Origin of the sequence: Bradyrhizobium betae (assembly GCF_004123905.1) — a bacterium.
Classification (GTDB): domain Bacteria; phylum Pseudomonadota; class Alphaproteobacteria; order Rhizobiales; family Xanthobacteraceae; genus Bradyrhizobium; species Bradyrhizobium betae_A.
This window is the reverse complement of record NZ_MZXW01000004.1, coordinates 100,648-125,630: the sequence shown is the minus strand read 5'-3', so window position 1 is coordinate 125,630 and position 24,983 is coordinate 100,648. Positions and strand designations below refer to the sequence as shown.

Sequence of the window (24,983 nt, the reverse complement as noted above, 5' to 3'; positions counted from 1 at the left end):
CGACGACGGCGGCCGACGAGGCCGGCCGGCGAACAGGTTTGACAAGATCAAGAAGGCGCGCCCGTCACGGGATCGCGCGACAGGGAGTAGACGATGGCGGGAGAGATTCTCGGCGTAATCGGCACGGGCCGCATGGGCGGCCCCATGGCGGGGCGATTGATCGACGCGGGCTATTCGCTCGTGATCTATGACACGCAGACTGAGGCCACCCAGCCGCTGGTCAAGCGCGGCGCGCAACTTGCAAAGTCGCCGGCCGACGTCGCCTCGCGCTCCGACATCGTGCTCGCCAGCCTGCCGACACCCGACATCGTCAAGGCCGTCACGCTTGGCCAAGACGGCATCAGCAGCGGCAACCGTGCCAAGATCGTCATTGATCTGTCGACCTCGGGTCCCGGCGCGGCAAAGCTCGTTGCGGAAGGCCTGAAGGCCAAAGGCATGACGCTGGTCGATGCACCCGTGAGCGGCGGCATCAAGGGCGCCATCAATGGCACGCTGGCCGTGATGGTCTCCTGCCCGCGGGCGACTTACGACACCGTGCAGCCGATCCTGAAGAACTTCGGCAAACTGTTCTACACCGGCGACAAGCCCGGCGTGGCACAGACGGCCAAGCTCGCCAATAATCTGATGGCGGCGGCAGCGCTCGTGATCACCTCCGAAGCGGTCGCGATGGGCGTCAAGGGTGGTGTCAACGCAAAAGTGCTGATCGACATCATCAACGCCAGCAGCGGCCGCAACAGCGCATCCGAAGACAAATTCCCTCGTGCGGTGCTGCCCGGCACGTTCGATTTCGGATTCACGACCGGCCTTTCCTACAAGGACGTGCGGCTGTGCGTGGACGAGGCCGAGGCGATGGGCGTGCCGATGGTTTGCGGCGCGGTGGTGCGGCAGATGCTCGCGATCACCAACGCCAAATACGGCGCGGCGTCGGACTTCACCTCGATCGCAAAGGTGCTCGAGGAGTGGGCCGGGGTGGAGATGCGCGGCTGATCGCGCGAAAACCTTGGGAGAGCGATTGCAATGACGATCGGCCCGACCGGATCAGGCAAGGTGCCGCTCGCGCGCCAGATGGCGCGGAGCGTGCTTGCGCTTGATCTCGATGATTTCGGGCCGGAGGTCATTGCCAAGGCAAAGCTCTGCCTACTCGACTTCTTGTCCTGCGCTTTCGAGGCCGGCCAGCATCCCTGGAGCCGTCAGGCGGTTGCGATCGCACAGGCCGGCGGTAATGCGACCATCATCGGCACGTCGCAACTCTCCTCACCGGCCGACGCTGCATTTGCCAACGCCGTGATGGGGCACGGCCTCGTGCGGGAAGACATGCACGCGGCCAGCATCGCGCACCACGGCGTCGTGATCTGGCCGACATTGCTCGCGCTATCGGAACAGTCGCCGCTGCATGGGGCGAAGCTGCTCACCGCGGCCATCATCGGCTATGAAGCCGGCGCGCGGATCGGCCGCGCGCTGCTGACGTCCGATCTCGCGCGCCTCTATCGTCCGACGGGCCTCGTAGCGCCTCCTGGCGCGGCGCTCGCAGGGAGCTTCGCTCTCGGCCTGTCCGAGGACGCCGCGACCAGCGCCATCGCGATTGCGGCCAACACATCCAGCGGGCTGAACGAGTGGCCGCATGCCGGCGGCTCCGACATGTATTTTCATCCGGGTTTTGCAGCCGGCAACGCGATCAGGGCCATCGGCCTTGCCGCAGCCGGGGCCTTCGGCTCGGAGACGATTTTGGAGGGCGAAGCCGGCCTGTTCGCCGCCTATCGGCGCCAGGCCGCGCCCGACGCCATCGCGCTCTTCCCGGATGGCGGGAGCGAGATCATGGCCGTCTACAACAAGCCGGTCCCGGCCTGCAATTTCGCGCAGACCGCCGCTCAAGCGGCACTCCGCGTCTCGCACGAGCTTGCGGACGCCGAGGAAATCGACCACGTCGTCATTCGCGCGCCCGACGCCGCCGTTCGCTATCCCGGTTGCGACTCCATGGGCCCCTATCGCAACGCGCTCCAGGCCAAGATGAGCATTCCCTTCAGCGTCGCGGCGACGCTGGCGCGGGGCGAAATCGAGGAGGAGAACTATTCCGAACTCGATGATGCCGACATCATCCGACTGGTTTCGGTGACAGAGCTCGAGGCAGATCTCGGCTTCACCGCCGCATTCCCCGGCAAGCAGGGCGCGGAGGTAACCGTGCATCTGCGCGGCGGCCGGACCATCCGGCACGCTTTGCCCGATGTCATAGCCGCAACGCCTTCAGATATTCGCGCGCGCTTTCGCGCCGCCGCAGCCAGCATCCTCGGCCAGGACCGCGCGCACCGGCTCGAACACCTCATCGACGACTGCGAGCAGCTCGGCAATGCCGGCGACATCGCCGCGCAGTGTCGTCTGGATGCGCCGGAACGGGTTTTACGATCGGCATCATAAGAAATGCCGGGAAATACGGGGGAAACATGGTCGACGTGAAGACCAGCTTGATATCGTCGGCAGCAAGCGCGGCCCTCGCGCGGAGGCGCGGCTGATGGAAGGATTCTTTCAAGCGCTCGCTGCGGGCCTTCTGATCGGGGCCGTCTACGGCCTGATGTGTGTCGGGCTCGGCCTGATCTTCGGCGTCATGCGTGTCATCAACTTCGCTCATGGCGATTTCATGATGCTCGGCATGTACGCCGCCTTCTATCTCTTTACCGCCGTCGGGGTCCAGGCGCTGTTCGGCAATACGGTCGGGCCGTTCGTCGCGATCCTGCTGGCCGGACCGGTACTTGCCGTATTCGGCTATTTCGTCCATCTGGCGCTGATCTCGCGCGTTTCGGGCACGCGCACCGCCTCGCTCGAAGGCGAAGGCCACTACGCCCAGCTCATCCTCACGCTCGGCGTCGCGCTGATACTGCAGAACGGCGGCCTGATCGTCTTCGGTTCGGTGCTGGCCTCGATCCGCACGCCATTGTCGAGCTCGGCCTGGGAGCTCGGCCCCTTCTTCGAGATGAGCATCTTCCTCAACATGGCGCGCAGCATCGACATGATCGTTTCGCTGGCGATCATGATCCTGCTTTCGCTGCTGATCACGCGCACACGGATCGGCAAGTCGCTCCGCGCTGCCGCTGACAACCCGACCGCCGCGACCTATATGGGCATCGACGTCGATCGCGCCCACCGCACCGCCTTCGCGCTCGGCTGCGGCATTACGGCGATTGCCGGCGGCCTGCTCGCGACCAACTATCCGTTCCATCCCTTCGTTGGCCTGGAATACGTGATCGTCATGTATGCCGGCGTCGTGCTCGGCGGCATGGGCAGCATCATCGGCGCCTTCTGGGGCGGTATGACGATCGGCCTCGTGCAGCAGATGTCGACGCTGATCCTGCCGACGCAACTGCAAAACGCCGCGATCTTCGCCGTCTTCCTCCTCATCATCTTCTTCCGCCCGCGAGGCTTCTTCGGGCGCATGGTCGAGAGGACGTGACCATGCTCCCGATGCGCTCACTGCTGCCTCCTCTGCTCTTCACGCTCGCATATGCCGGGATCTCACTGGGCGTCACCAACTCCTATTACCAGCTGATCCTGACGCTGGTGCCGGTGTGGGCGGTGTTCGGCCTGTCCTGGAATCTGCTCAGCGGCTACACCGGGCTGATCTCGTTCGGCCACGCCGCCTTCTTCGGGATCGGCGCCTACGCGACCGCGCTCGGGCAGATCTATTTCAACATCTCGCCGTGGCTGCTGATCCCGATCGCCGCCATGCTCGGCGGCATCGCCGGGCTGCTGATCGGCTTCCCCACATTCCGCCTGCAGGGCCACTACTTTGCGCTGGCGATGCTCGCCTACCCGCTCGCCATTCTCTACGTGTTCGAATGGCTCGGCTTCCAGGAAGTGACGCTTCCGATCAAGCGCGACGCACCGATCGCCTACATGCAGTTCGCCGATCCTCACATCTATACGCTGCTTGGGCTCGCACTCATGCTGGCCACCATCGTGCTGACGCAGGTGATCGAGCGATCCCGCTTCGGCATGGCGCTGCTCGCGATCAAGCAGAACGAGGCCGCGGCTGAGGCGGCAGGAATCAACACGCTGGCCTGGAAGCTGCGCGCGATCACGCTGAGCGGCGCAATTGCCGCTGCCATCGGCGGGTTCTACGCACAGGTGCTGCTGGTCGTGACGCCGGCATCGGTATTCGGCATGCTGGTGTCGGCTCAGGCGCTGACGGTCGCGATGTTCGGCGGCGTCGGCACGGTGTGGGGCCCGGTCATCGGCTCGGTGATCCTGATCCCGCTCGCCGAGATCCTGCACGCGGAAGCGGGCGCGCGCATCCCCGGCATTCAGGGCGTCATCTTCGGCCTTGCCATCGTCTGCGTCATCCTGTTGGCGCCGGAAGGCCTGTTCTGGAAGCTGCGCGATCTCTGGCGCAAACGGACTGCATCCAAGACCGACGTCAGCGACAGGCCGGAAGCAGCGGCCACCAATGTCACAACACTGAAGCCCGCCTCGCAACAGCGCACAGCCACCGGCGAAGTCGTGCTCGAGGTTCGCAGCCTCTCGCGCTCCTTCGGCGGGCTCAAGGCGGTGCAGGACGTCAGCTTCCAGCTGCACAAGAACGAGATCCTCGGCATCATCGGCCCCAACGGGGCGGGCAAGACCACGCTGTTCAACCTCCTCAATGGCTTCCTGAAGCCGAGCCAGGGCGAGGTCTTGATCGACGGCCGCAACATGTCCGGCCAGCGGCCGCACGTGATCTGCGAGGCCGGCATCGGCCGCACCTTCCAGGTGATGCGGCCGTTCCTGCGCATGTCGATCCTCGACAATGTCGTGGTCGGCGCCTACGTGCGCGCCCGCACCGAGGACCAGGCGCGCCAGTTCGCTGCCGACGCAGTTGCCCGCGTCGGTCTTTCCGCCGTCGCCCATCGTGTCGCCGGCGAGCTCTCGACCAAGGAACTGCGGCTGATGGAGCTTGCCCGCGCCGTCGCCGGCCAGCCCCGCATCCTGCTGCTCGACGAGACGCTCGCAGGTCTCGGCCATGGCGAGGCGGACGAGGTCGTCGCCGTGATCCAGCAACTCGCGCGTGACGGCATGACCATCGCCATCATCGAGCACACCATGCAGGCGATGGTCCGGCTGGTCGACCGCTTCCTCGTGCTCGACCATGGCGCCGTCATCACCGAAGGCCTGCCGGAAGTGGTGACGCGCGACAACCGCGTGATCGAGGCCTATCTCGGCAAGAAATGGGCAGGCCATGCTGCGAATTGAGGGATTGAGCGCGGGCTATTCGGCAAAACCCGTCCTGAACGACGTCTCCATCAATGTCGGCGCGGGTCAGTTCGTTGCGATCGTTGGACCCAACGGCGCCGGCAAGACCACGCTGTTCAAGACGATTTCCGGCATCGTGAAGCCGAGCGGCGGAGCCATCATGTTCGACGGCGTCGATCTCCTCGCGGTCCCGCCGCCGCAGCGCGCCCATCTCGGCATCGCTCACGTCCCCGAGGGCCGTCAGGTGTTCCCGTCATTGACCGTGATGGAGAATTTGGAAATGGGCGCGATGACCGAGAGCGGCCGGCGCGACTGGCAATCCAATATCGAGCGCATCTTCGAATGGCTGCCGGTGCTGAAGGAGCGCCGCGATCAGTTCGCCGGCACGATGTCCGGCGGCCAGCAGCAGATGCTCGCGATCGGCCGCGGCCTCGCCTCCTCGCCAAAGCTGCTGATGCTGGACGAGCCATCGATGGGGCTCGCGCCGTCGACCGCGGACTTCATCTTCGAGCGGCTGATCGATATCCGGCGCCAGTCCGGGCTGACCATGTTGCTGGTCGAGCAGCGTGTGGCGGAAGCACTGGAATCCGCCGACCACGGCTACGTTCTCGAAGCCGGCCACGTTGTGCTCGAAGGCAACAACGACACGCTGCGCGCCGACGACCGCGTACGCAAAGCCTATCTGGGCATGTAACGAACAAAAAACAAAGACCAGGGAGAGAACGTAATGAGCAAGACATCGAAGGGCAAGGCGCCGACAGGACTGACGCGCCGGACCGTGCTGTCCGGTGCCGCAGCCGTCGGCCTTGCCGGCGTTGCACGCGCGCAGACACCAGCCGAGATCAAGGTCGGACTGATCGTGCCGCTATCGGGCATCTACACCCGCCCCGGCCAGGTGATGAAAATGGGCGCCGAGATGGGGATCGAGCACATCAACGCGCAAGGCGGCATCAAGGCACTTGGCGGCGCCAAATTGAAGCTGGTCGTGATCGACTGCGGCGACACCACCGAGAAGGCCAAGAACGCGGCGCAGCGCATGGTCGCGCAGGAGCCCGATCTCGTCGCCGCCACCGGCTCCTATCTCTCGTCCTTCACGCTCGCAGTCACTGAGGTCACCGAGCGCGCCGAGCTGCCCGTGCTGACGCTGTCCTATTCGGACCTCCTGACCGACCGCGGCTTCAAATACATCTTCCAGACCGCCGCGACCGCGAGCCGTCAGTCCGAGCTTGGCCTACCGACGCTGATGAAGCTCGCCGAGAATGCATCCGGCAAACGGCCGAAGACCGTTGCGATGCTGATGGACAACACCGCGACGTCGGTTGCCACAGCCAAAGCGCTGAAGGAAAAGCTGTTCGCGCAGGAAGGCCTCCAGCTCGTCGTCGAGGAAGTCTGGACCCCGCCACTGTCGGATGCCACACCGCTGATCCAGAAGGTTCGCTCGGCCAAACCCGACCTGCTGCTGTTCATGCCAAACGCGGTTTCGGACGCGAAGCTCGGGCTGGAGAAGATCAGCGAGTTCGGCCTCGGCCAAGGCAAGATCCCGACCGTGTCCTTCAGCATCACCATCGCCGAACCCGACATGCTCCAGAGCGTGAGCCCGGAGACCGTGCAGGGCATCATGACCATCGTCGCCAACTGGGGCTCGAAGGGCCACGAGGCGCTGATCGCCGAGCTCAAGGCCAAGTACAAGGAGCCCTGGATGACCCAGAACGTCATCTCGACCTATGGCGACATGTGGCTGATGAAGGAGGCGCTGGAAAAAGCCGGCAAGGCCGACCGCAATTCGGTCGCGCAGGCCCTCCGCACCATGGATGCCGGCCCCTCGAAATACTATCCCGGCGGCCAGCTCAAATTCGACGAGAAGGGCCGCCGCGTCGGCGCCGGCGTCGTCATCGTGCAATGGCAATCGGGCGTGCCTGTCACCGTCTATCCGCCCGATCTCGCGCAGGCAGAGCCGTTCTGGCCGAAGAAATCATAAGCGTCGCGCGACTTTTCAGGGAGGAGAATTGTCATGACTGCAAAGAGCAAGATCACGATCTCAAGGCGGACGCTACTGGCCGGCGCGGCCGGCGCGCTGATCGCATCCCGCGCCTGGGCGCAGCAACCCGCCGAAGTGAAGGTCGGCCTGCTGGTGCCGATCTCCGGGCTCTATGCCCGTCCTGGAACGGTGATGCGCGAAGGCGCCGAGATGGCGGTCGATCACATCAACGCGCAGGGCGGCATCAAGGCGCTCGCCGGTGCCAAGCTGAAGCTGGTGGTGCTGGATTCCGGCGACACCACGGAGAAGGCCAAGAACGCCGCCCAGCGCATGGTCGCGCAGGAGACCGATCTGGTCGCGGCCAGCGGCGCCTATCTGTCCTCTTTCACGCTCGCGGTGACGGAAGTCACCGAGCGCGCCAATCTGCCCGTCCTCACCCTCTCCTACTCCGACCTGATCACGGATCGCGGTTTCAAATACGTGTTCCAGACCGCGGCCACGGCAGGTTCGCAGGCCCGGCAGGCTTTACCACAGATCATCAAGCTGGCGGAGACAGCGTCCGGCAAGCGGCCGAAGACGGTCGCGATCCTGACCGACAACACGGGGGCCTCGATCGCCTCCGCAAAGGCGATGCGCGAAGGCCTGCTGGCGGAGAACCAGTTGCAGCTGATCGTCGACGAGACGTTCACGCCACCGCTGGCGGATGCGACATCGCTGGTGCAGAAGATCCGCTCGGCAAAACCCGACCTGCTGTTCTTCCTGCCGACAGTGATCTCGGACGCAAAGCTGCTGCTCGAGAAAATGAACGAGTTCGGCCTCGGCCAGGGCAAGATTCCGACCATCTCGTTCGGCATCGCGATCGCCGAGCCGGACATGCTGCAAACCGTCAGCCCCGAACTGCTCCAGGGCGTGCTGACCTGCGTCGCAAGCTGGGGCGCCAAGGGCCACGAAGCGCTGATCGCCGAATTGAAGACCCGCTACAAGGAGCCGTGGATGACGCAGAACGCGATCTCCACCTATGGCGACATGTGGGTGATCAAGGACGCGCTCGAGAAGGCCGGCAAGGCCGACCGCGTCGCCGTCGGCGAAGCGCTGCGCACCATGGATGCCGGCCCCTCGAAATATTACCCGCTGGGCGAAATCAAGTTCGACGAGAAGGGCCGCCGCGTCGGTGCCGGCATGACCATCGTGCAGTGGCAGGCCGGCGTGCCGGTGACGGTATTTCCGCCGCAGCTGGCGCTGGCGCAGCCGTTCTGGCCGAAGAACTGACAACGCCTGAACAAAAACGGAGAAGAACATGGACAAGGCGACTTACGACCGCGGCCTCGAAATCCGCAAGAGCGTGCTCGGCAACGAGTTCGTCGACAAGGCGATCGCATCCGCGGACGAGTTCAATCGTCCGATGCAGGACCTCACCACCGAATATTGCTGGGGCTACGTCTGGGGGCGCGAGGGCCTGACGCGCAAGACCCGCAGCTTCCTCAATCTGGCGATGCTCTGCGCACTCAATCGCTCGCACGAGCTGAAGACCCACGTCCGGGGCGCGCTCGCCAACGGCGCCACCCGCGAGGAGATCCGCGAAGTCTTCATGCAGGTCGCGATCTACTGCGGCGTACCGGCCGGCGTGGATGCGTTCCGCAACGCGAAGGAAGTCTTCGCCGAGCTCGACAAGAAATAACGGAGCGTGGCGGCGATGAAGGGCAAATGGGCACTCGTGACCGGCGCAACCGCGGGCCTTGGCCTCGCCGTGGCGGAAGGTCTTGCCGGTGCGGGCGCCAACATTGTCCTTCACGATCTCGTCGCGCCGAAGCAGCCAGCGGATGATCTCCGCGCCCGCTTCGGCGTGGAGGTCATCGCGGCCGGCGTCGATCTGTCCCAACGGGAGGCGATCGAGGCCACGATGGCCGACCTGCTCGACCGCTGCGGCGCCATCGAGATTCTGGTCAACAACGCTGTGGTCCGGCATTTCTCCGCGATCGAGCAGTTTCCCCTTGAGAAATGGGACCAGGCGCTGGCCGTCAACCTTACAGCGCCGTTCCATCTGATCCGCCTGGCCCTGCCGGGCATGAAGCAGCGAAGCTGGGGGCGGATCATCAACATGGGCTCGATCTATTCGAGCCGCGCGGTCGAGGACCGCATCGACTACGTCACCACCAAGACGGCTATCCTGGGCATGACCCGCAGCGTGGCCATCGAGATGGCGCGCAGCGGCATCACCTGCAACACGCTCTGCCCCGGTACGTTGCCGACGCCCGCCATCCTGAACAAGATCGCTGCCATAGCGGGGAATAGCGGCCATTCGATCGATCACGTGACCCGCGAATATCTCGGCGAGCGCCAGCCGACGCAGCGTTTCGTCGAAATGAACGCCGTCGCCGCCATGGTCGTCTTTCTCTGTGGTCCAGCCGCAAACGACATCACCGGAGCAAGCCTGCCGATCGATGGCGGCTGGTCGGTCGCATGAGAATATTGGAATGGGAGTGCTGCGATGACTGAACAATCGGGCCAGACCGTCGTGCTGACGGGTGCCGCGGGCGGCATGGGACGCGCCATCACCAAGGCGTTGCTGGAGAGCGGCCGCCGCGTCGTGCTGGTCGATCGCGATGCCAAGGCGCTTCAGGAACTGGCTGCGACAGCGGGCGACGCGGTGCTTCCGATCCAGCTCGACATCAGCGACGCAAAGGCCGTGGATGGCCTGCCTGACGCCATTCCCGGTCATTTCAAGCCGGTCGAGATCCTCATCAACAACGCCGGCCACGATATCGGCGGACGGACCCGCTTCGACATTGGTTCAGCGGACGATTGGTCCAACATCATCCAGACCAACCTGATCGGCCTGATGCGTGTCACTCGCGCGATCCTCCCCGGCATGATCCAGCGCAACGCAGGCCATGTCGTCAACATCAGCTCGATCAACGCGGTCCGGATCGTGCCTGACATGGCCGCCTACAGCACCAGCAAGGCGGGCGTGCACATGTTCACCGAGACTCTCCGGGGCGAGCTGGCCGAAACCGCGATCCGGGTCACCGAACTCCAGCCCGGCCTGACCCGGACCAATATCATCCTGACTCGCTACCGCGGCGATACGCGCAAGGAAAAGGACTATTTCGACCAGTTCAGGATGGCGCTCGAGCCGGCCGATATCGCCCGTTCCATCATCTTCGCCCTCGACCAGCCCCCGCACGTTCAAATTGCCGAAATGATGATTCTGCCTGTAAACCGGTACTGACTTTTCCCGAACAGGACCCGGACATGGAAAGACGTAGCGAATTGCAGTCGACACTCCGCATCGAGGACGTCCCGACCGTCCGGGCGATGGTCGCGCAAAAGCTGCGCGAGGCGATCATGTCCGGAACGCTGAAGCCGGGCCAACGCCTGGTCGAACGCGAGCTCTGCGAGATGATGGGCGTCAGCCGCCCGTCGATCCGCGAAGCGCTGCGCGCGCTCGAGGCCGATGGGCTGATCAACATCGTCCCGCATCGCGGCCCCGTGGTGTCGACGATCAGCCTGGAGGAGGCCCGGCAGCTCTACGCGGCACGCGCGGTGCTCGAAGGTTACGCCGGCCGGGAATGCGCCCGGCTTCACGACCCCGAGGTGGCGCGCCGGATCGGGGACGCGCTGACGCGGCTGAAGGCTGCCGCGGCCAAGCAGGACCTCGTCGGCAGCCTCGTAGCCAAGACTGACTTCTACGCCGCGCTGATCGGCGGCTGCCGCAATGCCTTCATCGAACGCATGCTTAAGCCGCTGCACGACCGCATCCAGTTGTTGCGCATCACATCGATGTCGCAACCGAAGCGGATCAACAAGAGCCTGCGCGAGGTCACCGCGATCTGGCGCGCGATCCAGAACGGCGATCCCGACCTCGCCGAGCGCTGCTGCGTCGACCACATCAACGCCGCCGCTGTCGCCGCACTCGACATGATTGAACGAAACGCCGCCAAGGAGGCGACGCCCTCCGAAGACTAAAAACAACAATTCAGGGAGTGTTCGATGTTGTTTCTGGTACGATCGCTGATCCTGTGTCTCCTGCTCGCCCCCTGTGGTGCGGCTCTCGCGGAGGACTACCCCACCCGCCCGGTCACGATGATCGTGCCGTTCTCCGCCGGAGGTCCCGGCGACGTCATCGCGCGGATCCTCGGCAACGCCATGAGCGCGACGCTGAAGCAATCCATGGTCATCGAGAATGTCGTCGGCGCCGGCGGCACGCTCGGCACTAACCGCGTCGCCAAGGCTGCCCCTGACGGCTACACGCTGCTGCTGATGCATGTCGGCCAGGCCACTGCGCCCGCGCTCTACGCCAAGTTGCCGTTCGATCCGGTCGGCGATTTCGCCATGATCGGGCTCGTCACCGACGTGCCGATGATCCTCGTGGCACGGCCGAATTTTCCGGCCAAGGATCTGGGCGAGATGATCGCGCGCATCCGCAGCGAGGGCGACAAGATGACCTTCGGCAATGTCGGTCTTGGCTCGGCCTCGCAGCTCTGCGGGCTGATGTTCATGAGCACCACCGACACAAAACTCACGCCGATCTACTACAAGGGTGGTGGCCCGGCGCTGAACGACGTCATCGCCGGCCATATCGACGTCTATTGCGATCCCGCGACCGGACCGACGCCCTATATCCAATCGAACACGATCAAGGGCTACGCGATCACCAGCAAGAAACGCGTGGCAACGCTGCCGGATGTGCCGACCTCGGCCGAAGCCGGTGTTCCGGAATTCAACGTCACGACCTGGTACGGCCTCTACGCCCCGCGCGGCACGCCGAAGCCGGTGGTCGACCATCTCGTCGGCGCACTACAAACAGCACTCAAGGACCCTGCCCTGATCAGCCGTTTTGCCGAGCTCAGCATGGCGCCGGTCGAACCCGAACGCGCGACGCCAGAAGCGCTTGAAGCTTTCTTGAAGTCCGAGATTGGCAAGTGGGGCAGGATTATCAAAGCTGCCGGAATCGAGCCGCAATAGATACCAGCTCAGGGAGGCGACTGGTCTCGACGATTGAAGTCCACCGCGCCTGGAGCGCCCTCCTCGGCGTGAACCGCATCGCGCTTTGCCCCGGTCACTCAGTTTGCAACCTCGTCCTCGGCCGCCGAGTCTTGCGCGCGATCCGGCGTCGATCCGTCACCCGCCAATGCACGAATCCAGCGGCGATACTCCACGCCGAGATGATCGTTTCTAAAGTGGCCCTCGGGCAGAACGTTTTGCCCGCCCGACGCGCTGATCAACTGCGCCGGCATTCTCGCGCGCGACAAGGAATTCGAGATCGAGACCTTTGTGAAGGTGATCGACGTCAATCTCACCGGCACATTCCGGACCTGCATGGCATTCCACCCGCAGCTTGCGGAGACGAAAGGATCGATCGTCAACATCGCCTCGATGAATGCGACGCTGGCGTTGCCGCGGATCCCGGCCTATTGCGCCAGCAAGGGCGGCGTCGTGATGTTGACCAAGGCACTCGCGTTGAAATGGGCCGAAGAAGGCATCCGCGTTAACGCCGTTGCGCCCGGCTATATCGAAACCGCCATCAACGCCGCCGGCCGAACTGATCTCGCGCATTATCAGCGCATCGCCGACCGCACCGCGTTCAAGCGCTGGGGGCCGCCGGAAGACATTGCAGGCGCCGTTGCCTTCCTCTGCATGCCGGCCTCGCAATACGCGACCGGCACCGTCGTTGCTTTGGTTGGCGGGTTTCTGGCGGGATAGTGGCCCGCACCAAGACGAACTCGTCAGCTCTAACGCCATGAGCTGCCGATCCTGCGCATCCGGAGCAAAACGGCTGCGGCATCACCCGACCACGACAAATCCATCAGATACCCCAGCGCAGCGCGGCGGTATGCACTGGGGCGTCCCACAGTTCTTTTGCCTGGCTGTCGAGCACGGAGACGGTGATCGAGACACCGGCCATGTCGAGGGACGTCACATAAGAACCGGTCAGGAAGCGCGTCGCCGCTATTCCCGCTCCGTCCAAAATCCGCTTGGCGCTGTTGGCCATCAAATAGAGCTCGATCAGAGGCGTTGCGCCGAACCCGTTGACCAAAAGCATGACTTCGCTGCCCTTGCCCGGTGCGAGATCCCCCAGGATCGCGTTGAGCATCTCGGCAGCAATGTCATCGGCAGATGCCAACGGCACCCTGCGGCGGCCCGGCTCGCCATGAATGCCGACACCCATTTCCATTTCATTGTCAGTCAGGGTGAAATTCGGCCGGCCCGCCGCCGGAACGGTGCAGGGCAAAAGCGCTACCCCCATCGAGCGGGTGCGCCGATTGACGTGATCGCCGAGCGCCTTGAGAGCAGCTAGCGGCATTCCCTTTTCGGCCGCCGCGCCGACCATCTTTTCCACGATCAGCGTCCCCGCGACTCCGCGACGGCCGGTCGTATAGGTCGATTTCTCGACCGCGACGTCGTCATTGGTCACCACGCTGACGATCTCGCGTCCTGCCATCTCGGCGGCCATGGTGAAATTCATCACATCGCCTTCGTAGTTCTTGACGATGAAGAGCACGCCAGCCCCGGTATCGACAGCCTCCGCCGCCTCGATCATCTGATCCGGCGTCGGTGACGTGAAGACCTGCCCCGGACATGCGGCATCAAGCATGCCGATACCGACAAAGCCGGCATGGAGCGGTTCATGACCCGAGCCACCGCCCGAGATGAGCGCGACCTTGCCCGGCTTCAGGGTGCGGCGGCGCACGAACTTCCGCTCGACGCCTAGCAGCAGGATATCGGCATGCGCAGCAGCCAGCCCGTCGAGACTCTCTTCGAGCACCGTATCGGTGCTGTTGATCAGCTTTTTCATGGCGTTCTCCCGGTTATCTGTTTTTTGCAGTCGGAATCCGTCAACCGATGCTTTCGGCGTAGCGCGCGAGCTGCGCAGCAAAGTCGACGATGAGCTGCTCGAGCGCGCGATTTTTCTTGTCGTCACCGAGATCGGGCACCGTCACGGCAACAGTGCGCGTGCGCGCCTCGCGGTGGGCTCCACGCAGCCGTCCGGGGTGCGCGCGTCCATAGGCTTTGAGGAAAGCCGTACGCTCGGTACCGGACAGATGGCAGACCTCGAAGATGATCGCGACATGCTTAGCCGGGATCGGCACCAGATACGCCGGATTGGTGATCTGGCTCACGAAGGAGCGGTTCTTGCCGAGCGCCGCTGCGAGCTTCAATCGCGTCCCGGATGGCCGGTTGTCGAGGGCCCGCTGGAGGATGAGTTTGTAATCCGCAACATTGCTGTCGCCCGGCCGGCCTGTGTCTTCGCCTGCATCGTTGGTCATGCGGTCGCCCCGGCGATGGCCGCCTTGAGGCGGGCCACCGCTATCGGCGATACCGAGAGAGTGGTCAGGCCCGTCGCCAGCAGCGCATTCGTCAAGCGCGTATCGGCCGCGGCATCGCCGCAGAGCGAGACCTCGACGCCGCGCTTGCGCCCGGCCTCGACCGTCCGCGCGATCAGTGCCAGCACCGCCGGATGACCGGCATCGTTGAGGTCGGCGACAGCGCCGATATCACGCGCCGCAGCCATCGTGTACTGGGTCAGGTCGTTCGACCCGATGGAATAGAACGCCGCGCCAAAATCTTCCGCGCACAGCGCTGCCGCCGGGACCTCGACCATGATGCCGAGCGGCGGCCGGGCGCAGCCGATCCCCGCTGCCCTGAGTGCCGCAAACTCCCCGTCCAGCATGGCGTTGGCGCGGTCGAGCTCCGAGGGGACCGCGATCATCGGCAGCATCACCTTCAGCGTCCCATGGATCGCCGCACGGCACAGCGCCCGCAACTGCAGGCGAAACACCTCCGGCCGCGCAAGCGAGAGCCGGATCCCGCGCAAGCCCAGGAATGGATTGCGCTCGCCATCGATCGTCAAGCCGGCGATCGGCTTGTCGCCGCCGGCATCGAGGGTGCGGATTGTCACCGGCCGTCCCGCGGCCCAATCAAGAATGCGCCGATAGACGGCGTATTGCGCATCCTCGCCCGGCAACCCTCTCGACCCCTCGAACAGAAACTCAGTTCGCACGAGGCCGATACCGTCGCAGATTGCGGGGTCGAGGCTCGCGAGATCTTCCGGCGCGGCGACGTTGAGAAGGACGGCGATACGGCGGCCATCCGCCGTCAACGCCGGTTTGAGGCGGCCGGCATTGGCGGCGATCTGTGCGGCATTCGCAGCCGCCATGCGATGCTCGAAAAGGCGGCGCGTTTCGGGCCGGGGATCGAAGATCACGGTGCCGGCGTCGCCGTCAACCAGCGCCAATGACGGCGGCTGTCCATTCCAGGGCAATGGGCCCAATCCGACCACCATGGGAGCCCCGCGCGCCCGCGCGAGCATCGCGACATGTGACGAGGGTGATCCCGCGGCCAGCGCGATGGCACCGCCGCGGGTCCAGTCAACGGCGAGGAACGTCGACGGTGAAATGTCATCACCCATGACGACGGAATCGCCGGAGATCTTTGCGATCGTGTTCGCACCATTCAGACCCGCGAGCACGCGGTCGCGGATATCGACCAGGTCCGCGGCACGGGCCCGGAAATATTCCTCCTCCGCCGCGCGATAGCCTGCGATCTCCGCGTCGAGCGCCGCGCGCCAGGCATCATCGGCGGCTGCACCGGCCGCAACAGCTTCGTAAGCCCCCTCCGCAAGCGCATCGTCACCCAGCATCGCAATCTGGAACTCCAGGATCTCCGCCGCCTCGCCGTGAACCGTCGCGATCAGTTCGGCAAGCTCCGCTGCCGCCCCCTCGATCGCCGCCTTCAGCGCTGCGGCCTCCTGAGCGGGATCGCCCCTCACCGCTCTGCTCGCCACTGCATGCGTCAGCACGGCGACCGGGCCGATAGCGAGGCCTGGCGAGGCGGGATGACCGGTGAGGAGAATCTCGTCCACGATGTCACGCCTCGCCGAAACCATCGTGCACCAGAGCGAGCATGGCCGCGAGCGCCGCCTCGCCATCGGGACCGGCGACGCGGAAATGCAGCGTTGCGCCCTGCGGTGCCTTCACACGCATCACCTTCACCGGGCTCTTGGCGTCCGTCCAGGGTCCGTCGGCAGCGAGGGCAATTTCGATCTTTGCGGTAAAGCCTTTCGCGCATTGCGTGAGCTTCACCGATGGCCGCGCGTGCAGGCCGACCGGATTGACCAGGACCGCAAAGGCGGTCAGCGACGCAAACGTCTGAGCCGCCCGGTTGGCGTTGGCATCATGCATAGAATTCCTCCGCGCTGCGCTTGACGGCGGCAAGCGGCGAGCCGCCCGAAGACTCGGTCGCAGCGATCACGGCACCTTCGACCACCGGGGCATTGCAGACCAGGACGCGCGCGCGCCGGTCTTCAGGAAGCATCTCCACCGCCATCTCCGAATTGGTCTCGGCACCGCCGAGATCGACAAGGATCGCCACACCTGCCGGTGACCAGGCTGTCTCGATCGCCTCGAGGATCCCTGCAACGTTCGTACCGAGCCCGCCATCGACATCGCCACCGGTCCAGGCCAGCGGCACGGCGTCTCCGACCATCTGGCGCACCATATCGGCCGCACCTTCCGCTATCTTCGGCGAATGCGACACGATGACAATTCCGACATTGCCGGGACGTAAACTGCTCATGTATTGACCTCGAACTCCAGTGTCTCAACTGCTGCACTGATCAAAAGGGACGCCGAGCGCGAGCCGGGGTCCATATGACCGATCGAACGTTCGCCGAGAAAGGACGCGCGGCCGCGGATCGCCAGCATGGGCGTGGTGCGATCGGCCGCTTGCACCGCCTCGATCGCGATCGCTTTGGCGTCGCCGCCTCCCGCCAAAATGGCGTGCACCGGCACCAGGACATCCAGCAACGTTTTCTGCCCCGCTTCGGAACGGCCGCGCGCCTTGACGGCCTCGATCGCCCTCTCCGTCGCCGCGACGAGATCGGCCCGGCTCGGCTGCTCCGGAAGGGCCTTGCCCAGTTCCATGAAGAAAGTCCCGACCAGCGGCCCTGAGGCACCGCCGACCTTCATGACCAGGGTCATTCCGATCGCCTTCAGCATTTCGGGGAGCGGCTTGTCGGCCAGGCCCGGCAACGCCGCGAGCACAGCCTCGAAACCGCGCTTCATGTTCAGCCCATGATCCCCATCGCCAATCGCCTGGTCGAGACTCGTCAGCTCGTCCGCGTGTTCGATCACTGCCCCTGCCAACGCTCGCACCAGTCTTTCCCTGGCTACCCGATCAAGGCTCATGCCGCTACCCTCCAGCCCCTCGCATCGAAAAACAGCGGTTTGTTCAGACGGAGCGACACCACATCCCCGGCGCCGAAGCCCGCCTCGGGATCCGCCAGGGTCACGACCGGCCGGCCGGCGAGGTCGAGATGAAGATGGCTCTGGTCGCCGAGATGCTCGACCCGCTTGACGGTTGCCGAGACGTCGCCGCCGCCGCGCGCAATCGCTAGGTGCTCGGTCCGCGCGCCGACCGTCTCCGCGCCAGCCGGCGCGCCGCCGAACAATGCCGCCGGCAGCAAATTGATCGTCGGCTGGCCCAGCCGCGCCGCGACATGCGCGTTGATCGGATTCTCGTAGATTTCGCGCGGCGATCCAATCTGCATCAACCGTCCGCCCTCGATCACGCCGATGCGCGACGCCATGGTCATCGCCTCGGTCTGATCGTGGGTGACATAGAGGATTGTCGCACCGAGATCGACCTGGATCCGCTTGAGCTCGAGGCGCAGTTCGCCGCGCAGCTTGGCATCCAGCGAGGAGAGCGGCTCGTCCATCAGATAGATCGATGGCGAACGGACCAAAGCCCGGCCGATCGCGACGCGCTGCATCTGCCCGCCCGACAGTTGCGTCGCCTTGTTGTCCAGCTTGGTCTCGATGTGAAGAAGACGAGCAACCTCCTGCACCTTGGTTCGAATGTCGGCCTCGGGCACGCGGCGGGTCGGCGCACGCAACGCGAAGGCCATGTTCTCGAACACGGTCAGATGCGGATACAGCGAATATTGCTGGAAGACAAAGGCGACATCGCGGTCCGCCGGTGCATCGCGGGTCACGTCGCGCCCGTCGATGCGGATCGATCCCGTGTCCGGCTGCTCCAATCCCGCTATCAAACGCAACGCCGTGGTCTTGCCGGCGCCGGTCGGCCCGAGCAATGCCACGAATTCACCGTCGCCGATTGTCAGCGACAGATCGCTCACGGCTTGAGTCGTGCCGAATGCCTTGGAGACGCCGTTGATCTCGACCTCAGCCATGCGCGCCTCCCTCATGCAGGGCGGTGCGAATGGCCCGGCCCGACGCCTTGTCGAAGATCGACAGCGTATCGGGCCGAAAGTCGAGCCCGATCGTCTCTCCAATGCGAAAGGAGTTGCTGCTGGGCGAGCGGGCCTTGAGCGGGCCGTAGTGCGTCGTCACGGTCACGATCTGCGTCGTGCCGAGATACTCCGTCCCATAGATCTCGCCGCGCACCATGCCGCGATCGGAGAAGCGCACATGCTCGGGCCTCACCCCGAGCACGAGCTCGCTTTCCGTCATTGCCTCGCGCGCGGCCGGAATTGCAACGTCGCGCTCGCCGAGCCGGATCGCCTCTGCGCCGGTCAGCAAGCCACCGCGGAACGGCAGAAAATTCATCGGCGGCGAGCCGATGAAGTCCGCAACAAACAGCGAAGCCGGCCGGTCATAGATATCGCGCGGGCTTGCGACCTGCTCGACGACACCATTGTTCATGACCGCGATCCTGTCGGCCATCGCCATGGCTTCGAGCTGGTCGTGCGTGACATAGACGGTCGTCGCGCCCAGCCGGTCATGCAGGGCACGCAGTTCATGAATCATGGCCTCCCGCATCTCGGTATCGAGCGCGCCCAGCGGCTCGTCCATCAGGAAACACTTCGGCTTGCGCACGATCGCCCGTCCCAGTGCAACGCGTTGCCGGTCGCCGCCGGCTAGGCCCGACACGGAGCGGTCGAGGAGATGGGAGATCCGCAGAATGCGCGCCGCCTCGACGACACGCCTGTCGCGCTCGGCCGCGCCGATGCCCTCGCATTTCAGCGGAAAGCCGATATTGCGCCGGACATTCATATGCGGATACAGCGCGAAGAGCTGGAATACGAAGGCAATATCGCGCGCCGATGCGCGGTTCATCGTCACGTCTTCGCCATCGAGCCGGATGGTGCCTGCCGTCGGCAGTTCCAGACCTGCGATCATGCGGAGCGTTGTGGTCTTGCCGCAGCCGGACGGTCCGAGCAGGCAAAGGAACTGGCCGTCTTCGACTGTGAAGCTGGCAGACTTGACCGCATGAAACGACCCGAAGGACTTGTCCAGCGCCTCGACTTTGATCTGTGCCATCGCGCCCTACTCCCGGACCTTGGACACGAAGGTGAACATCACCGTGCCGAACAGGGTCGTCGCAAACGACCAGGAATACAGCGTTAGCGAAAATGGCTGCATCAGCATGACCACGCCAGCGGCGATGATCGTGGTCGCCACGGCTTCAAGCGGACCGCGGCGCAGAACACGGTCGGCGAGACTGTGACGCGCGATGGATGGGGTGGCATCGGCGCTCATTTGCGGACCGCTCCAAAGGTGATGCCGCGCAGCAGATGCTTGCGCAGAAGCACCGTGAACACCACGATCGGCACCAGAAACAGCGTCGTGCCGGCGGCCACCGCGGGCCAGTCCTGTCCGCCCTCGCCGATGATAATCGGGATGAAAGGCGGCGCCGTCTGCGCGTTACCCGAGGTGAGAAGCACCGCGAAGGCGTATTCGTTCCAGGCGAAAATCAGGCAGAAGATCGCCGTCGCTGCGATACCCGTGGTGGCCTGCGGCAACACCACCTTCACGAACGCCTGGAATCGGGTGTAGCCGTCGATCATGGCGGCTTCCTCGTATTCGCGCGGGATTTCGTCGATGAACCCCTTGAGCAGCCAGACCGCGAGCGAGACGTTGACCGATGTGTAAAGCAGGATCATCCCGAGCCGGGTATCCGACAATCCGATGGTGCGGTACATCAAATAGATCGGGATCGCGACCGCAATCGGCGGCATCATCCTGGTCGACAGAATGAAGAACAACAGATCGTCCTTCAGGGGCACACGGAACCGCGAGAAGCCGTAGGCCGACAAGGTACCGAGCGCGACGGCGAGCACGGTCGAGCCGAACGCAATGATCAGCGAATTGATGAAGCGCGGCACATAGTTCGAGGGACCGGCGACCACCATGTTGCGGTCGCGCGCGATGCTGTCGCAGAGCCCCTGCGGCGGTCCCAGCGAGCGGATGAATTCCGGCGTCTGGCGCGAGCGCGTCGTGAACAGATTGCAGAAGCCTTCGAGCGAGGGCTTGAACATCACCTTGGGCGGATAGGAAATCGCATCGTCCGGCGACTTGAACGCGGTGAGCACGATCCACGCCAGCGGGATCATGGTGATGAGGGCGTAGAGTACGACGAGCGAGCCGGCAAAACGCCGCGTCGTGGCCGTCGGCTCGACGACGGAATGGGCTGCGGTGGCTGAGGTCATCGGCTTTTCACCTTGTTCAGCGCCTTCACGTAGATGTTGGCGAGCCCGAAGACCGTCACGAACAGGATGATCGCGAAGGCCGAGGAATAGCCGGTGCGCCAACTCTCGAACGCTGCACGCTTGAGCGTGATCGAGGCAACTTCCGTGGTTGACCCCGGTCCACCGCCGGTGAGCAGATTGACCATGTCGAACATCTTGAAATTCTCGATGGCCCGGAAGAGCACCGCTAGCATGATGAACGGCAGTGCCATCGGCAGCGTGATCGACCAGAACTGCCGCCATTTCGATGCGCGATCGACCTCCGCCGCCTCATAGATGTAGTCCGGGATCGAACGCAGACCTGCGAGACAGATCAGCATCACATAGGGCGTCCACATCCAGGCATCGACGATGACGATGGCCCAGGGGCTCAGTGTGACGTCGCCCAGCATCTGGAATGACGAGGCCGCGCGGCCGGTGAAGAAAGCGACCACGTAGTTGAACAATCCGATCTGGGGTTGGTAGAGGAACGTCCAGAAATTGCCGACGACGGCCGGCGACAGCATCATCGGCAGCAGGATGATCGTGGTCCATAGGCCGTGACCGCGGAACTTCTTGTCGATGAGGTAGGCAAGGCCAAATCCGAGGACGGTCTCGATCACCACGGTCCAGATCACGAAATGCGCCGTCACCTGCATCGCCGCCCAGATGTCCGGATCGGTCAGGATCGACTGGTACCAGTCGGCCCCCAGCCAGATCGTCGGCACATTGGCCCGGTTGGCGCGGTAATTCGTGAACGACAGATAGATCGTCCAGAGCAACGGAAAGATATTGATTGCCAGCAGCAGCACGATCGTCGGCGTGATGAAGAGCCAGGCGAGCGTTTTGTCCGACAGGCCCCGGATGCGACGCGCCACGCCTGGCCGGACCCTGACGGCCCGATAGGTGATCCGCGAAGAGGCACTCAATTCATTCATTGCGTGGACCGATCCTGGTACCGGGATCATCGACCCTCCGACGAATTCCGGTGGTCTCGAAGGAAAGCCCGGAGCGCGAGCGCACGCGCTCCGGGCGGCTTGCCTCAGAACTTCTTGCCCTCTTCCTTGAAGATGGCCTTCCAGTCCTTTACCAGACCATCGAGTGCTTCCTGTGCGGTGCCCTTGTCGGCCACCACATAGTCATGCACGCGCTTCTGCTCCGCCTGCAGGAGCTGGGCATAGGAAGGCTCGGCCCAGAAGTCGACGACCATTCCCATCGACTGCAGGAACTCCTTTGCAAAGGGCGCGCTGTTCGGGAAGCTCGGATCATTCAGCACGGACTTGGCGCAGGAATAGCCGCCGAGCGCCCACCACTTCTTCTGAACGTCACCGCCGGAGAACCATTTGATGTACTGCAGCGCTTCGGCCTGGTTCTTGGAGTAGGAAACGACAGAGATTCCCTGTCCGCCGAGCTGCGTCGCCTGCCCGGCGGGACCGGCCGGATTGACGAAGAAGCCGATCTTGTCGCCGCCGACATTCGGGTCCTTGTAGAGGCCCGGGAAGAAGGCGAAGAAGTTCATCTGCAACGCGACCTGGCCGGACTTGAACGCATCAAGCCCCTCCGACATGTAGGAGTTGGAGGCGCCGGGAGGCGTGCAGCACTTGTAGAGGTCCTTGTAGGCCTCGAGCCCCTTCACCGCGCTGGCTGAGTTCACGAACCCGTCCATCGAATAGGGCTTTTTCGGATCGTCGTATTTGAAGCCGTAGTCGTAGAGGTAGTTCGAGACGCCCATGGTGATGCCTTCCGAGCCACGCTCGGTGTAGATCGAGGCGCCGTAGACCTTCTTGCCGTCGATTTCGCGGCCCTGGAAGAATTGCGCGATATCGCGGAGCTCAGCGAGCGTCTTGGGCACGCCGATATCGCGGCCGTATTTCGCCTTGAAGTCCGTCTGCACGTCCGGCCGTGCAAACCAGTCTTTGCGATAGGTCCAGCCGACCGCGTCGCCCATCGCCGGCAGCGCCCAATAGTTCGGCGTGTTCTTCGGCCACTCGGAGTAGCCGACCACCGTTGCCGGCATGTAGTCGTCCATGCTGATTCCTTCCTTCTTGAAGAAATCGTTCAGCTTGACGTACTGGCCATTCTCCGCGGCGCCGCCGATCCATTGTGAATCGCCGATGATGAGATCGCACAACGACCCGTGCGAATTGAGTTCGTTCAGGAATCGATCGGCATAATTGGTCCACGGCACGAATTCGAACTTCATACCAATGCCCGACTTGGCGGTGAAGTCCTTCGACAATTCGACCAGCGCGTTGGCAGGATCCCACGCGGCCCAGCACAGCGTGATGGTTTTGCCTTGCGCCTGTGCGGGGGTGGTCCCCGCTCCGACGCCGAACGCGGAGACCACAGCCCCGCATGCCACAACAAGCGCCTTCAATGTCCGTTTCATTACGCGTTCCCTCCGAGTGGGCCGGCCATCGACATGGCGCGGCTTTCCTACCGGCTCGAATGCTTCGAGCAGAGCGACACAGTCCGTGACGAGCTGAATAGCTAAACTGGCGTTTCCTCGCGCCACCCGGATTCTAGCGGCCCGGCAGGCTCGATTTGTTTAGTAATGCACGATTTACTAAACATTGCAAGCGACACCGACTTTGCTCGACGCAAGGTCGGATACCGGCGCTCGATCTTCGTCCGAAGCCTGGGATGAAACGAAGACTCGCGCACGATAGCAGCCATCGCCTGCCCGACCGTCGTCAGCGGCAACGGAAGCCACGCAATCATTGGCGCCGAGCTTCTGGAAAAATGTCGCAGCGCCCGACCACACAGATGTCGAACAAGTATTCGCGCGACCCCAGTCGCGCCGTCCTGCGAACAGTTTAACGCCCACCCGGGGAGGTCTATTGCACCGCGGAACGATTTGCGACGCACCATTCAAAATGAGACTGTTCGTTAAACCGCAGGTAGCCCCGACGTCCGCGCTGCATCCGAGTTCGGTTAGCCTCCATCGCAAGAACTGTTGGCCTTGTCAAAACGCCGCACTGCGCGGCGAGCGAGCGAGGTTGCGGTGAAAAAGCAGCGACAAGACACCAGGGAGGAGAGCAATGTTGAAAGGCAGTCTAGGACTGATCGCGTTGAGCAGCCTGTTATTGTCGGGCACCGCCTTCGCACAGGAGAAGATCAAGGTCGGCGTTACCGCCACCCTCGAGGGCACCTACACCGTGCTCGGTGAGGACGGCATCCGCGGCTTCCAGACAGCACTCAACGTGCTCGGCAAGAAGGTCGGCGACAAGGAGCTCGAATTCGTCATCGCCTCGACCGACGCGACGCCCGACTCCGCGGTCCGGGCCGTGCGAAAACTGATCGAACAGGACAAGGTGCAGATCCTTCTATCGCCGCTATCAGGTGACGAGGGCATCGCGGTGAAGAACTTTGCGAAGACCCATCCGGAGCTGACATTCGTCAACGCCGCCTCCGGCGCCCAGGAAACAACCTATGTCGATCCCGCCCCGAACTTCTTCCGCTACAACATGGACGGTGCGCAGTGGCAGGTGGGCCTCGGCAAATACGCCTATGACGAGAAAAAATATCGCAAGATCGCGACCGTCGGCGAGGACTACTCCTTCATTTATACGCAGGTGTTCGGCCTCGTGCTCGAGTTCTGCGGCGCCGGCGGGCAGGTCACCAACCGGCAATGGGTGCCGCTCGGCACCAAGGACTTTGCATCCGTCATCGCCGCCCTGCCCGACGACGTCGACGCCATCTATCTCGGCCTCGGCGGTGCCGACGCCGTCAACTTTCTCAACCAGTACCAGCAGGCCGGCGGCAAGGCGCATCTGATGGGCGGCTCGATCATGATCGATCAGACCATCCTGTCGTCCAAGGGCAACGCCAAGAGCGCGCTGGTCGGCACGCTGGCCGCGAGCGGCCAGGCCGACACTTGGGAAAACCCAAGCTGGCAGAAGTTTGTGAAGGACTATCAGGACGCCTTCCCGCCGAACAAGCGCTTCCCGAGCCCGTCGCTGCTCGCCACCAACTATTACGGCTCGACCATGGCGCTGATCCTGGCCCTGCGCCAGGTCAACGGCGATCTCTCCAACAACCAGGCCAAGTACAAGGAGGCGCTCGCGAAGATCGAACTCGACGCCCCCAACGGCAAGATCAAGCTCGATTCCAATCGCCAGGCGATCGGAACCAACTTCGTCACCGAGGTCGTCGACGATGGCAAGGGCGCGCTGTTCTCGAAGGTCGTGAAGGTGATCCCGAACGTCAACCAGACGCTGGGCTACGACCCCGCGGTGTTCGCCAAGATCGGTTTGCCAAGCCGTACAGTACCGGAATGTAAGAAGTACTGACGTAGTCGCATCAGCGACGCCATGACTG

26 protein-coding genes and 1 pseudogene are annotated in these 24,983 nt (G+C 63.9%); 14 read left to right on the top strand and 13 right to left on the bottom strand.

The window, feature by feature from the left end:
- Positions 1 to 93: 93 nt before the first annotated feature.
- From B5V03_RS00720 to B5V03_RS00665, 12 genes are all read left to right on the top strand, one after another.
- Positions 94 to 987, top strand: coding sequence for an NAD(P)-dependent oxidoreductase (locus B5V03_RS00720; RefSeq protein ID WP_129267373.1), 894 nt, complete (start codon positions 94 to 96; stop codon positions 985 to 987).
- 30 nt (positions 988 to 1,017) lie between these two features.
- Positions 1,018 to 2,412, top strand: coding sequence for an MmgE/PrpD family protein (locus tag B5V03_RS00715; RefSeq protein ID WP_129267372.1), 1,395 nt, complete (start codon positions 1,018 to 1,020; stop codon positions 2,410 to 2,412).
- Positions 2,413 to 2,506: 94 nt separating this feature from the next.
- Positions 2,507 to 3,442 carry a branched-chain amino acid ABC transporter permease gene (locus B5V03_RS00710; RefSeq protein WP_129267371.1) on the top strand — a complete coding sequence of 312 codons (936 nt, stop codon included), beginning with the start codon at positions 2,507 to 2,509 and terminating at the stop codon, positions 3,440 to 3,442.
- 2 nt (positions 3,443 to 3,444) lie between these two features.
- The gene (locus B5V03_RS00705) at positions 3,445 to 5,217 is read left to right on the top strand and encodes a branched-chain amino acid ABC transporter ATP-binding protein/permease (RefSeq protein ID WP_206736112.1); all 1,773 of its coding nucleotides are present in this window, start codon (positions 3,445 to 3,447) and stop codon (positions 5,215 to 5,217) included.
- Positions 5,204 to 5,911 carry an ABC transporter ATP-binding protein gene (locus tag B5V03_RS00700; RefSeq protein WP_129267369.1) on the top strand — a complete coding sequence of 236 codons (708 nt, stop codon included), beginning with the start codon at positions 5,204 to 5,206 and terminating at the stop codon, positions 5,909 to 5,911. The genes B5V03_RS00705 and B5V03_RS00700 overlap by 14 nt, the downstream gene beginning before the upstream one ends.
- Positions 5,912 to 5,944: 33 nt before the next feature.
- Positions 5,945 to 7,195, top strand: coding sequence for an ABC transporter substrate-binding protein (locus tag B5V03_RS00695; RefSeq protein WP_129267368.1), 1,251 nt, complete (start codon positions 5,945 to 5,947; stop codon positions 7,193 to 7,195).
- Positions 7,196 to 7,228: 33 nt separating this feature from the next.
- Positions 7,229 to 8,464, top strand: a complete 1,236-nt coding sequence (locus B5V03_RS00690; protein WP_129267367.1) for an ABC transporter substrate-binding protein — start codon at positions 7,229 to 7,231, stop codon at positions 8,462 to 8,464.
- 28 nt (positions 8,465 to 8,492) lie between these two features.
- Positions 8,493 to 8,873: a carboxymuconolactone decarboxylase family protein gene (locus B5V03_RS00685; RefSeq protein WP_129267366.1), complete on the top strand. Its 381-nt coding sequence runs from the start codon at positions 8,493 to 8,495 to the stop codon at positions 8,871 to 8,873.
- Positions 8,874 to 8,888: 15 nt separating this feature from the next.
- Positions 8,889 to 9,659: an SDR family oxidoreductase gene (locus B5V03_RS00680; RefSeq protein ID WP_129267365.1), complete on the top strand. Its 771-nt coding sequence runs from the start codon at positions 8,889 to 8,891 to the stop codon at positions 9,657 to 9,659.
- A gap of 24 nt (positions 9,660 to 9,683) precedes the next feature.
- Positions 9,684 to 10,424, top strand: a complete 741-nt coding sequence (locus tag B5V03_RS00675; protein ID WP_129267364.1) for an SDR family oxidoreductase — start codon at positions 9,684 to 9,686, stop codon at positions 10,422 to 10,424.
- A 23-nt stretch (positions 10,425 to 10,447) separates the two neighbouring features.
- Positions 10,448 to 11,161 carry a GntR family transcriptional regulator gene (locus B5V03_RS00670; protein WP_129267363.1) on the top strand — a complete coding sequence of 238 codons (714 nt, stop codon included), beginning with the start codon at positions 10,448 to 10,450 and terminating at the stop codon, positions 11,159 to 11,161.
- A gap of 24 nt (positions 11,162 to 11,185) precedes the next feature.
- A complete protein-coding gene (locus B5V03_RS00665; RefSeq protein WP_129267362.1) occupies positions 11,186 to 12,160 on the top strand; it encodes a tripartite tricarboxylate transporter substrate-binding protein in 975 nt (324 codons plus the stop codon).
- Positions 12,161 to 12,258: 98 nt separating this feature from the next.
- On the opposite strand, the gene B5V03_RS42005 is transcribed toward B5V03_RS00665, so the two are convergent.
- Positions 12,259 to 12,489, bottom strand: coding sequence for a hypothetical protein (locus B5V03_RS42005; protein WP_206736100.1), 231 nt, complete (start codon positions 12,487 to 12,489; stop codon positions 12,259 to 12,261).
- Here B5V03_RS42005 and B5V03_RS00655 point away from each other — a divergent pair.
- Positions 12,407 to 12,898, top strand: a pseudogene (locus tag B5V03_RS00655) (SDR family NAD(P)-dependent oxidoreductase); the annotation flags it as partial. The gene B5V03_RS42005 and the pseudogene B5V03_RS00655 sit on opposite strands and share 83 nt — an antisense overlap.
- A gap of 103 nt (positions 12,899 to 13,001) precedes the next feature.
- Here B5V03_RS00655 and dhaK read toward each other — a convergent pair.
- The 12 genes from dhaK to B5V03_RS00595 form a co-directional block, all read right to left on the bottom strand.
- The gene (gene dhaK, locus B5V03_RS00650; protein ID WP_129267361.1) at positions 13,002 to 13,991 is read right to left on the bottom strand and encodes a dihydroxyacetone kinase subunit DhaK; all 990 of its coding nucleotides are present in this window, start codon (positions 13,989 to 13,991) and stop codon (positions 13,002 to 13,004) included.
- Positions 13,992 to 14,031: 40 nt separating this feature from the next.
- Positions 14,032 to 14,463: a hypothetical protein gene (locus B5V03_RS00645; protein WP_129267360.1), complete on the bottom strand. Its 432-nt coding sequence runs from the start codon at positions 14,461 to 14,463 to the stop codon at positions 14,032 to 14,034.
- A complete protein-coding gene (gene ptsP / locus B5V03_RS00640; protein ID WP_129267359.1) occupies positions 14,460 to 16,058 on the bottom strand; it encodes a phosphoenolpyruvate--protein phosphotransferase in 1,599 nt (532 codons plus the stop codon). The genes B5V03_RS00645 and ptsP overlap by 4 nt, the downstream gene beginning before the upstream one ends.
- Before the next feature lie 4 nt (positions 16,059 to 16,062).
- Positions 16,063 to 16,377, bottom strand: a complete 315-nt coding sequence (locus B5V03_RS00635; protein WP_129267358.1) for an HPr family phosphocarrier protein — start codon at positions 16,375 to 16,377, stop codon at positions 16,063 to 16,065.
- Positions 16,370 to 16,771, bottom strand: a complete 402-nt coding sequence (gene dhaM, locus B5V03_RS00630; protein WP_129267357.1) for a dihydroxyacetone kinase phosphoryl donor subunit DhaM — start codon at positions 16,769 to 16,771, stop codon at positions 16,370 to 16,372. Before dhaM ends, B5V03_RS00635 begins: the two co-directional genes overlap by 8 nt.
- Entirely contained in the window at positions 16,768 to 17,382 is a 615-nt protein-coding gene (dhaL, locus tag B5V03_RS00625; protein ID WP_129267356.1) for a dihydroxyacetone kinase subunit DhaL, read from the bottom strand. The genes dhaM and dhaL overlap by 4 nt, the downstream gene beginning before the upstream one ends.
- Positions 17,379 to 18,386: an ABC transporter ATP-binding protein gene (locus B5V03_RS00620; RefSeq protein WP_129267355.1), complete on the bottom strand. Its 1,008-nt coding sequence runs from the start codon at positions 18,384 to 18,386 to the stop codon at positions 17,379 to 17,381. Before B5V03_RS00620 ends, dhaL begins: the two co-directional genes overlap by 4 nt.
- Complete coding sequence (locus B5V03_RS00615; protein ID WP_129267354.1) at positions 18,379 to 19,476, bottom strand: ABC transporter ATP-binding protein; 1,098 nt, start codon at positions 19,474 to 19,476, stop codon at positions 18,379 to 18,381. The genes B5V03_RS00620 and B5V03_RS00615 overlap by 8 nt, the downstream gene beginning before the upstream one ends.
- 6 nt (positions 19,477 to 19,482) lie before the next feature.
- Complete coding sequence (locus B5V03_RS00610) at positions 19,483 to 19,695, bottom strand: hypothetical protein (protein WP_129267353.1); 213 nt, start codon at positions 19,693 to 19,695, stop codon at positions 19,483 to 19,485.
- Entirely contained in the window at positions 19,692 to 20,645 is a 954-nt protein-coding gene (locus B5V03_RS00605) for a carbohydrate ABC transporter permease (protein WP_129267352.1), read from the bottom strand. The genes B5V03_RS00610 and B5V03_RS00605 overlap by 4 nt, the downstream gene beginning before the upstream one ends.
- Entirely contained in the window at positions 20,642 to 21,601 is a 960-nt protein-coding gene (locus B5V03_RS00600; protein WP_129267351.1) for a carbohydrate ABC transporter permease, read from the bottom strand. Before B5V03_RS00600 ends, B5V03_RS00605 begins: the two co-directional genes overlap by 4 nt.
- 104 nt (positions 21,602 to 21,705) lie before the next feature.
- A complete protein-coding gene (locus B5V03_RS00595; RefSeq protein WP_129267350.1) occupies positions 21,706 to 23,052 on the bottom strand; it encodes an ABC transporter substrate-binding protein in 1,347 nt (448 codons plus the stop codon).
- Between the two features lie 652 nt (positions 23,053 to 23,704).
- Here B5V03_RS00595 and B5V03_RS00590 point away from each other — a divergent pair.
- Positions 23,705 to 24,955, top strand: coding sequence for an ABC transporter substrate-binding protein (locus tag B5V03_RS00590; RefSeq protein WP_129267349.1), 1,251 nt, complete (start codon positions 23,705 to 23,707; stop codon positions 24,953 to 24,955).
- Positions 24,956 to 24,983 lie beyond the last annotated feature (28 nt).

Bases quoted from the DNA above. Each gene is read 5' to 3' on its own strand.
- B5V03_RS00720 (WP_129267373.1), top strand. From the start codon at position 94: ATGGCGGGAGAGATTCTCGGCGTAATCGGCACGGGCCGCATGGGCGGC.
- B5V03_RS00715 (WP_129267372.1), top strand. From the start codon at position 1,018: ATGACGATCGGCCCGACCGGATCAGGCAAGGTGCCGCTCGCGCGCCAG.
- B5V03_RS00710 (WP_129267371.1), top strand. From the start codon at position 2,507: ATGGAAGGATTCTTTCAAGCGCTCGCTGCGGGCCTTCTGATCGGGGCC.
- B5V03_RS00705 (WP_206736112.1), top strand. From the start codon at position 3,445: ATGCTCCCGATGCGCTCACTGCTGCCTCCTCTGCTCTTCACGCTCGCA.
- B5V03_RS00700 (WP_129267369.1), top strand. From the start codon at position 5,204: ATGCTGCGAATTGAGGGATTGAGCGCGGGCTATTCGGCAAAACCCGTC.
- B5V03_RS00695 (WP_129267368.1), top strand. From the start codon at position 5,945: ATGAGCAAGACATCGAAGGGCAAGGCGCCGACAGGACTGACGCGCCGG.
- B5V03_RS00690 (WP_129267367.1), top strand. From the start codon at position 7,229: ATGACTGCAAAGAGCAAGATCACGATCTCAAGGCGGACGCTACTGGCC.
- B5V03_RS00685 (WP_129267366.1), top strand. From the start codon at position 8,493: ATGGACAAGGCGACTTACGACCGCGGCCTCGAAATCCGCAAGAGCGTG.
- B5V03_RS00680 (WP_129267365.1), top strand. From the start codon at position 8,889: ATGAAGGGCAAATGGGCACTCGTGACCGGCGCAACCGCGGGCCTTGGC.
- B5V03_RS00675 (WP_129267364.1), top strand. From the start codon at position 9,684: ATGACTGAACAATCGGGCCAGACCGTCGTGCTGACGGGTGCCGCGGGC.
- B5V03_RS00670 (WP_129267363.1), top strand. From the start codon at position 10,448: ATGGAAAGACGTAGCGAATTGCAGTCGACACTCCGCATCGAGGACGTC.
- B5V03_RS00665 (WP_129267362.1), top strand. From the start codon at position 11,186: ATGTTGTTTCTGGTACGATCGCTGATCCTGTGTCTCCTGCTCGCCCCC.
- dhaK (WP_129267361.1), bottom strand. From the start codon at position 13,991: ATGAAAAAGCTGATCAACAGCACCGATACGGTGCTCGAAGAGAGTCTC.
- B5V03_RS00645 (WP_129267360.1), bottom strand. From the start codon at position 14,463: ATGACCAACGATGCAGGCGAAGACACAGGCCGGCCGGGCGACAGCAAT.
- B5V03_RS00635 (WP_129267358.1), bottom strand. From the start codon at position 16,377: ATGCATGATGCCAACGCCAACCGGGCGGCTCAGACGTTTGCGTCGCTG.
- dhaM (WP_129267357.1), bottom strand. From the start codon at position 16,771: ATGAGCAGTTTACGTCCCGGCAATGTCGGAATTGTCATCGTGTCGCAT.
- dhaL (WP_129267356.1), bottom strand. From the start codon at position 17,382: ATGAGCCTTGATCGGGTAGCCAGGGAAAGACTGGTGCGAGCGTTGGCA.
- B5V03_RS00620 (WP_129267355.1), bottom strand. From the start codon at position 18,386: ATGGCTGAGGTCGAGATCAACGGCGTCTCCAAGGCATTCGGCACGACT.
- B5V03_RS00615 (WP_129267354.1), bottom strand. From the start codon at position 19,476: ATGGCACAGATCAAAGTCGAGGCGCTGGACAAGTCCTTCGGGTCGTTT.
- B5V03_RS00610 (WP_129267353.1), bottom strand. From the start codon at position 19,695: ATGAGCGCCGATGCCACCCCATCCATCGCGCGTCACAGTCTCGCCGAC.
- B5V03_RS00605 (WP_129267352.1), bottom strand. From the start codon at position 20,645: ATGACCTCAGCCACCGCAGCCCATTCCGTCGTCGAGCCGACGGCCACG.
- B5V03_RS00600 (WP_129267351.1), bottom strand. From the start codon at position 21,601: ATGAATGAATTGAGTGCCTCTTCGCGGATCACCTATCGGGCCGTCAGG.
- B5V03_RS00595 (WP_129267350.1), bottom strand. From the start codon at position 23,052: ATGAAACGGACATTGAAGGCGCTTGTTGTGGCATGCGGGGCTGTGGTC.
- B5V03_RS00590 (WP_129267349.1), top strand. From the start codon at position 23,705: ATGTTGAAAGGCAGTCTAGGACTGATCGCGTTGAGCAGCCTGTTATTG.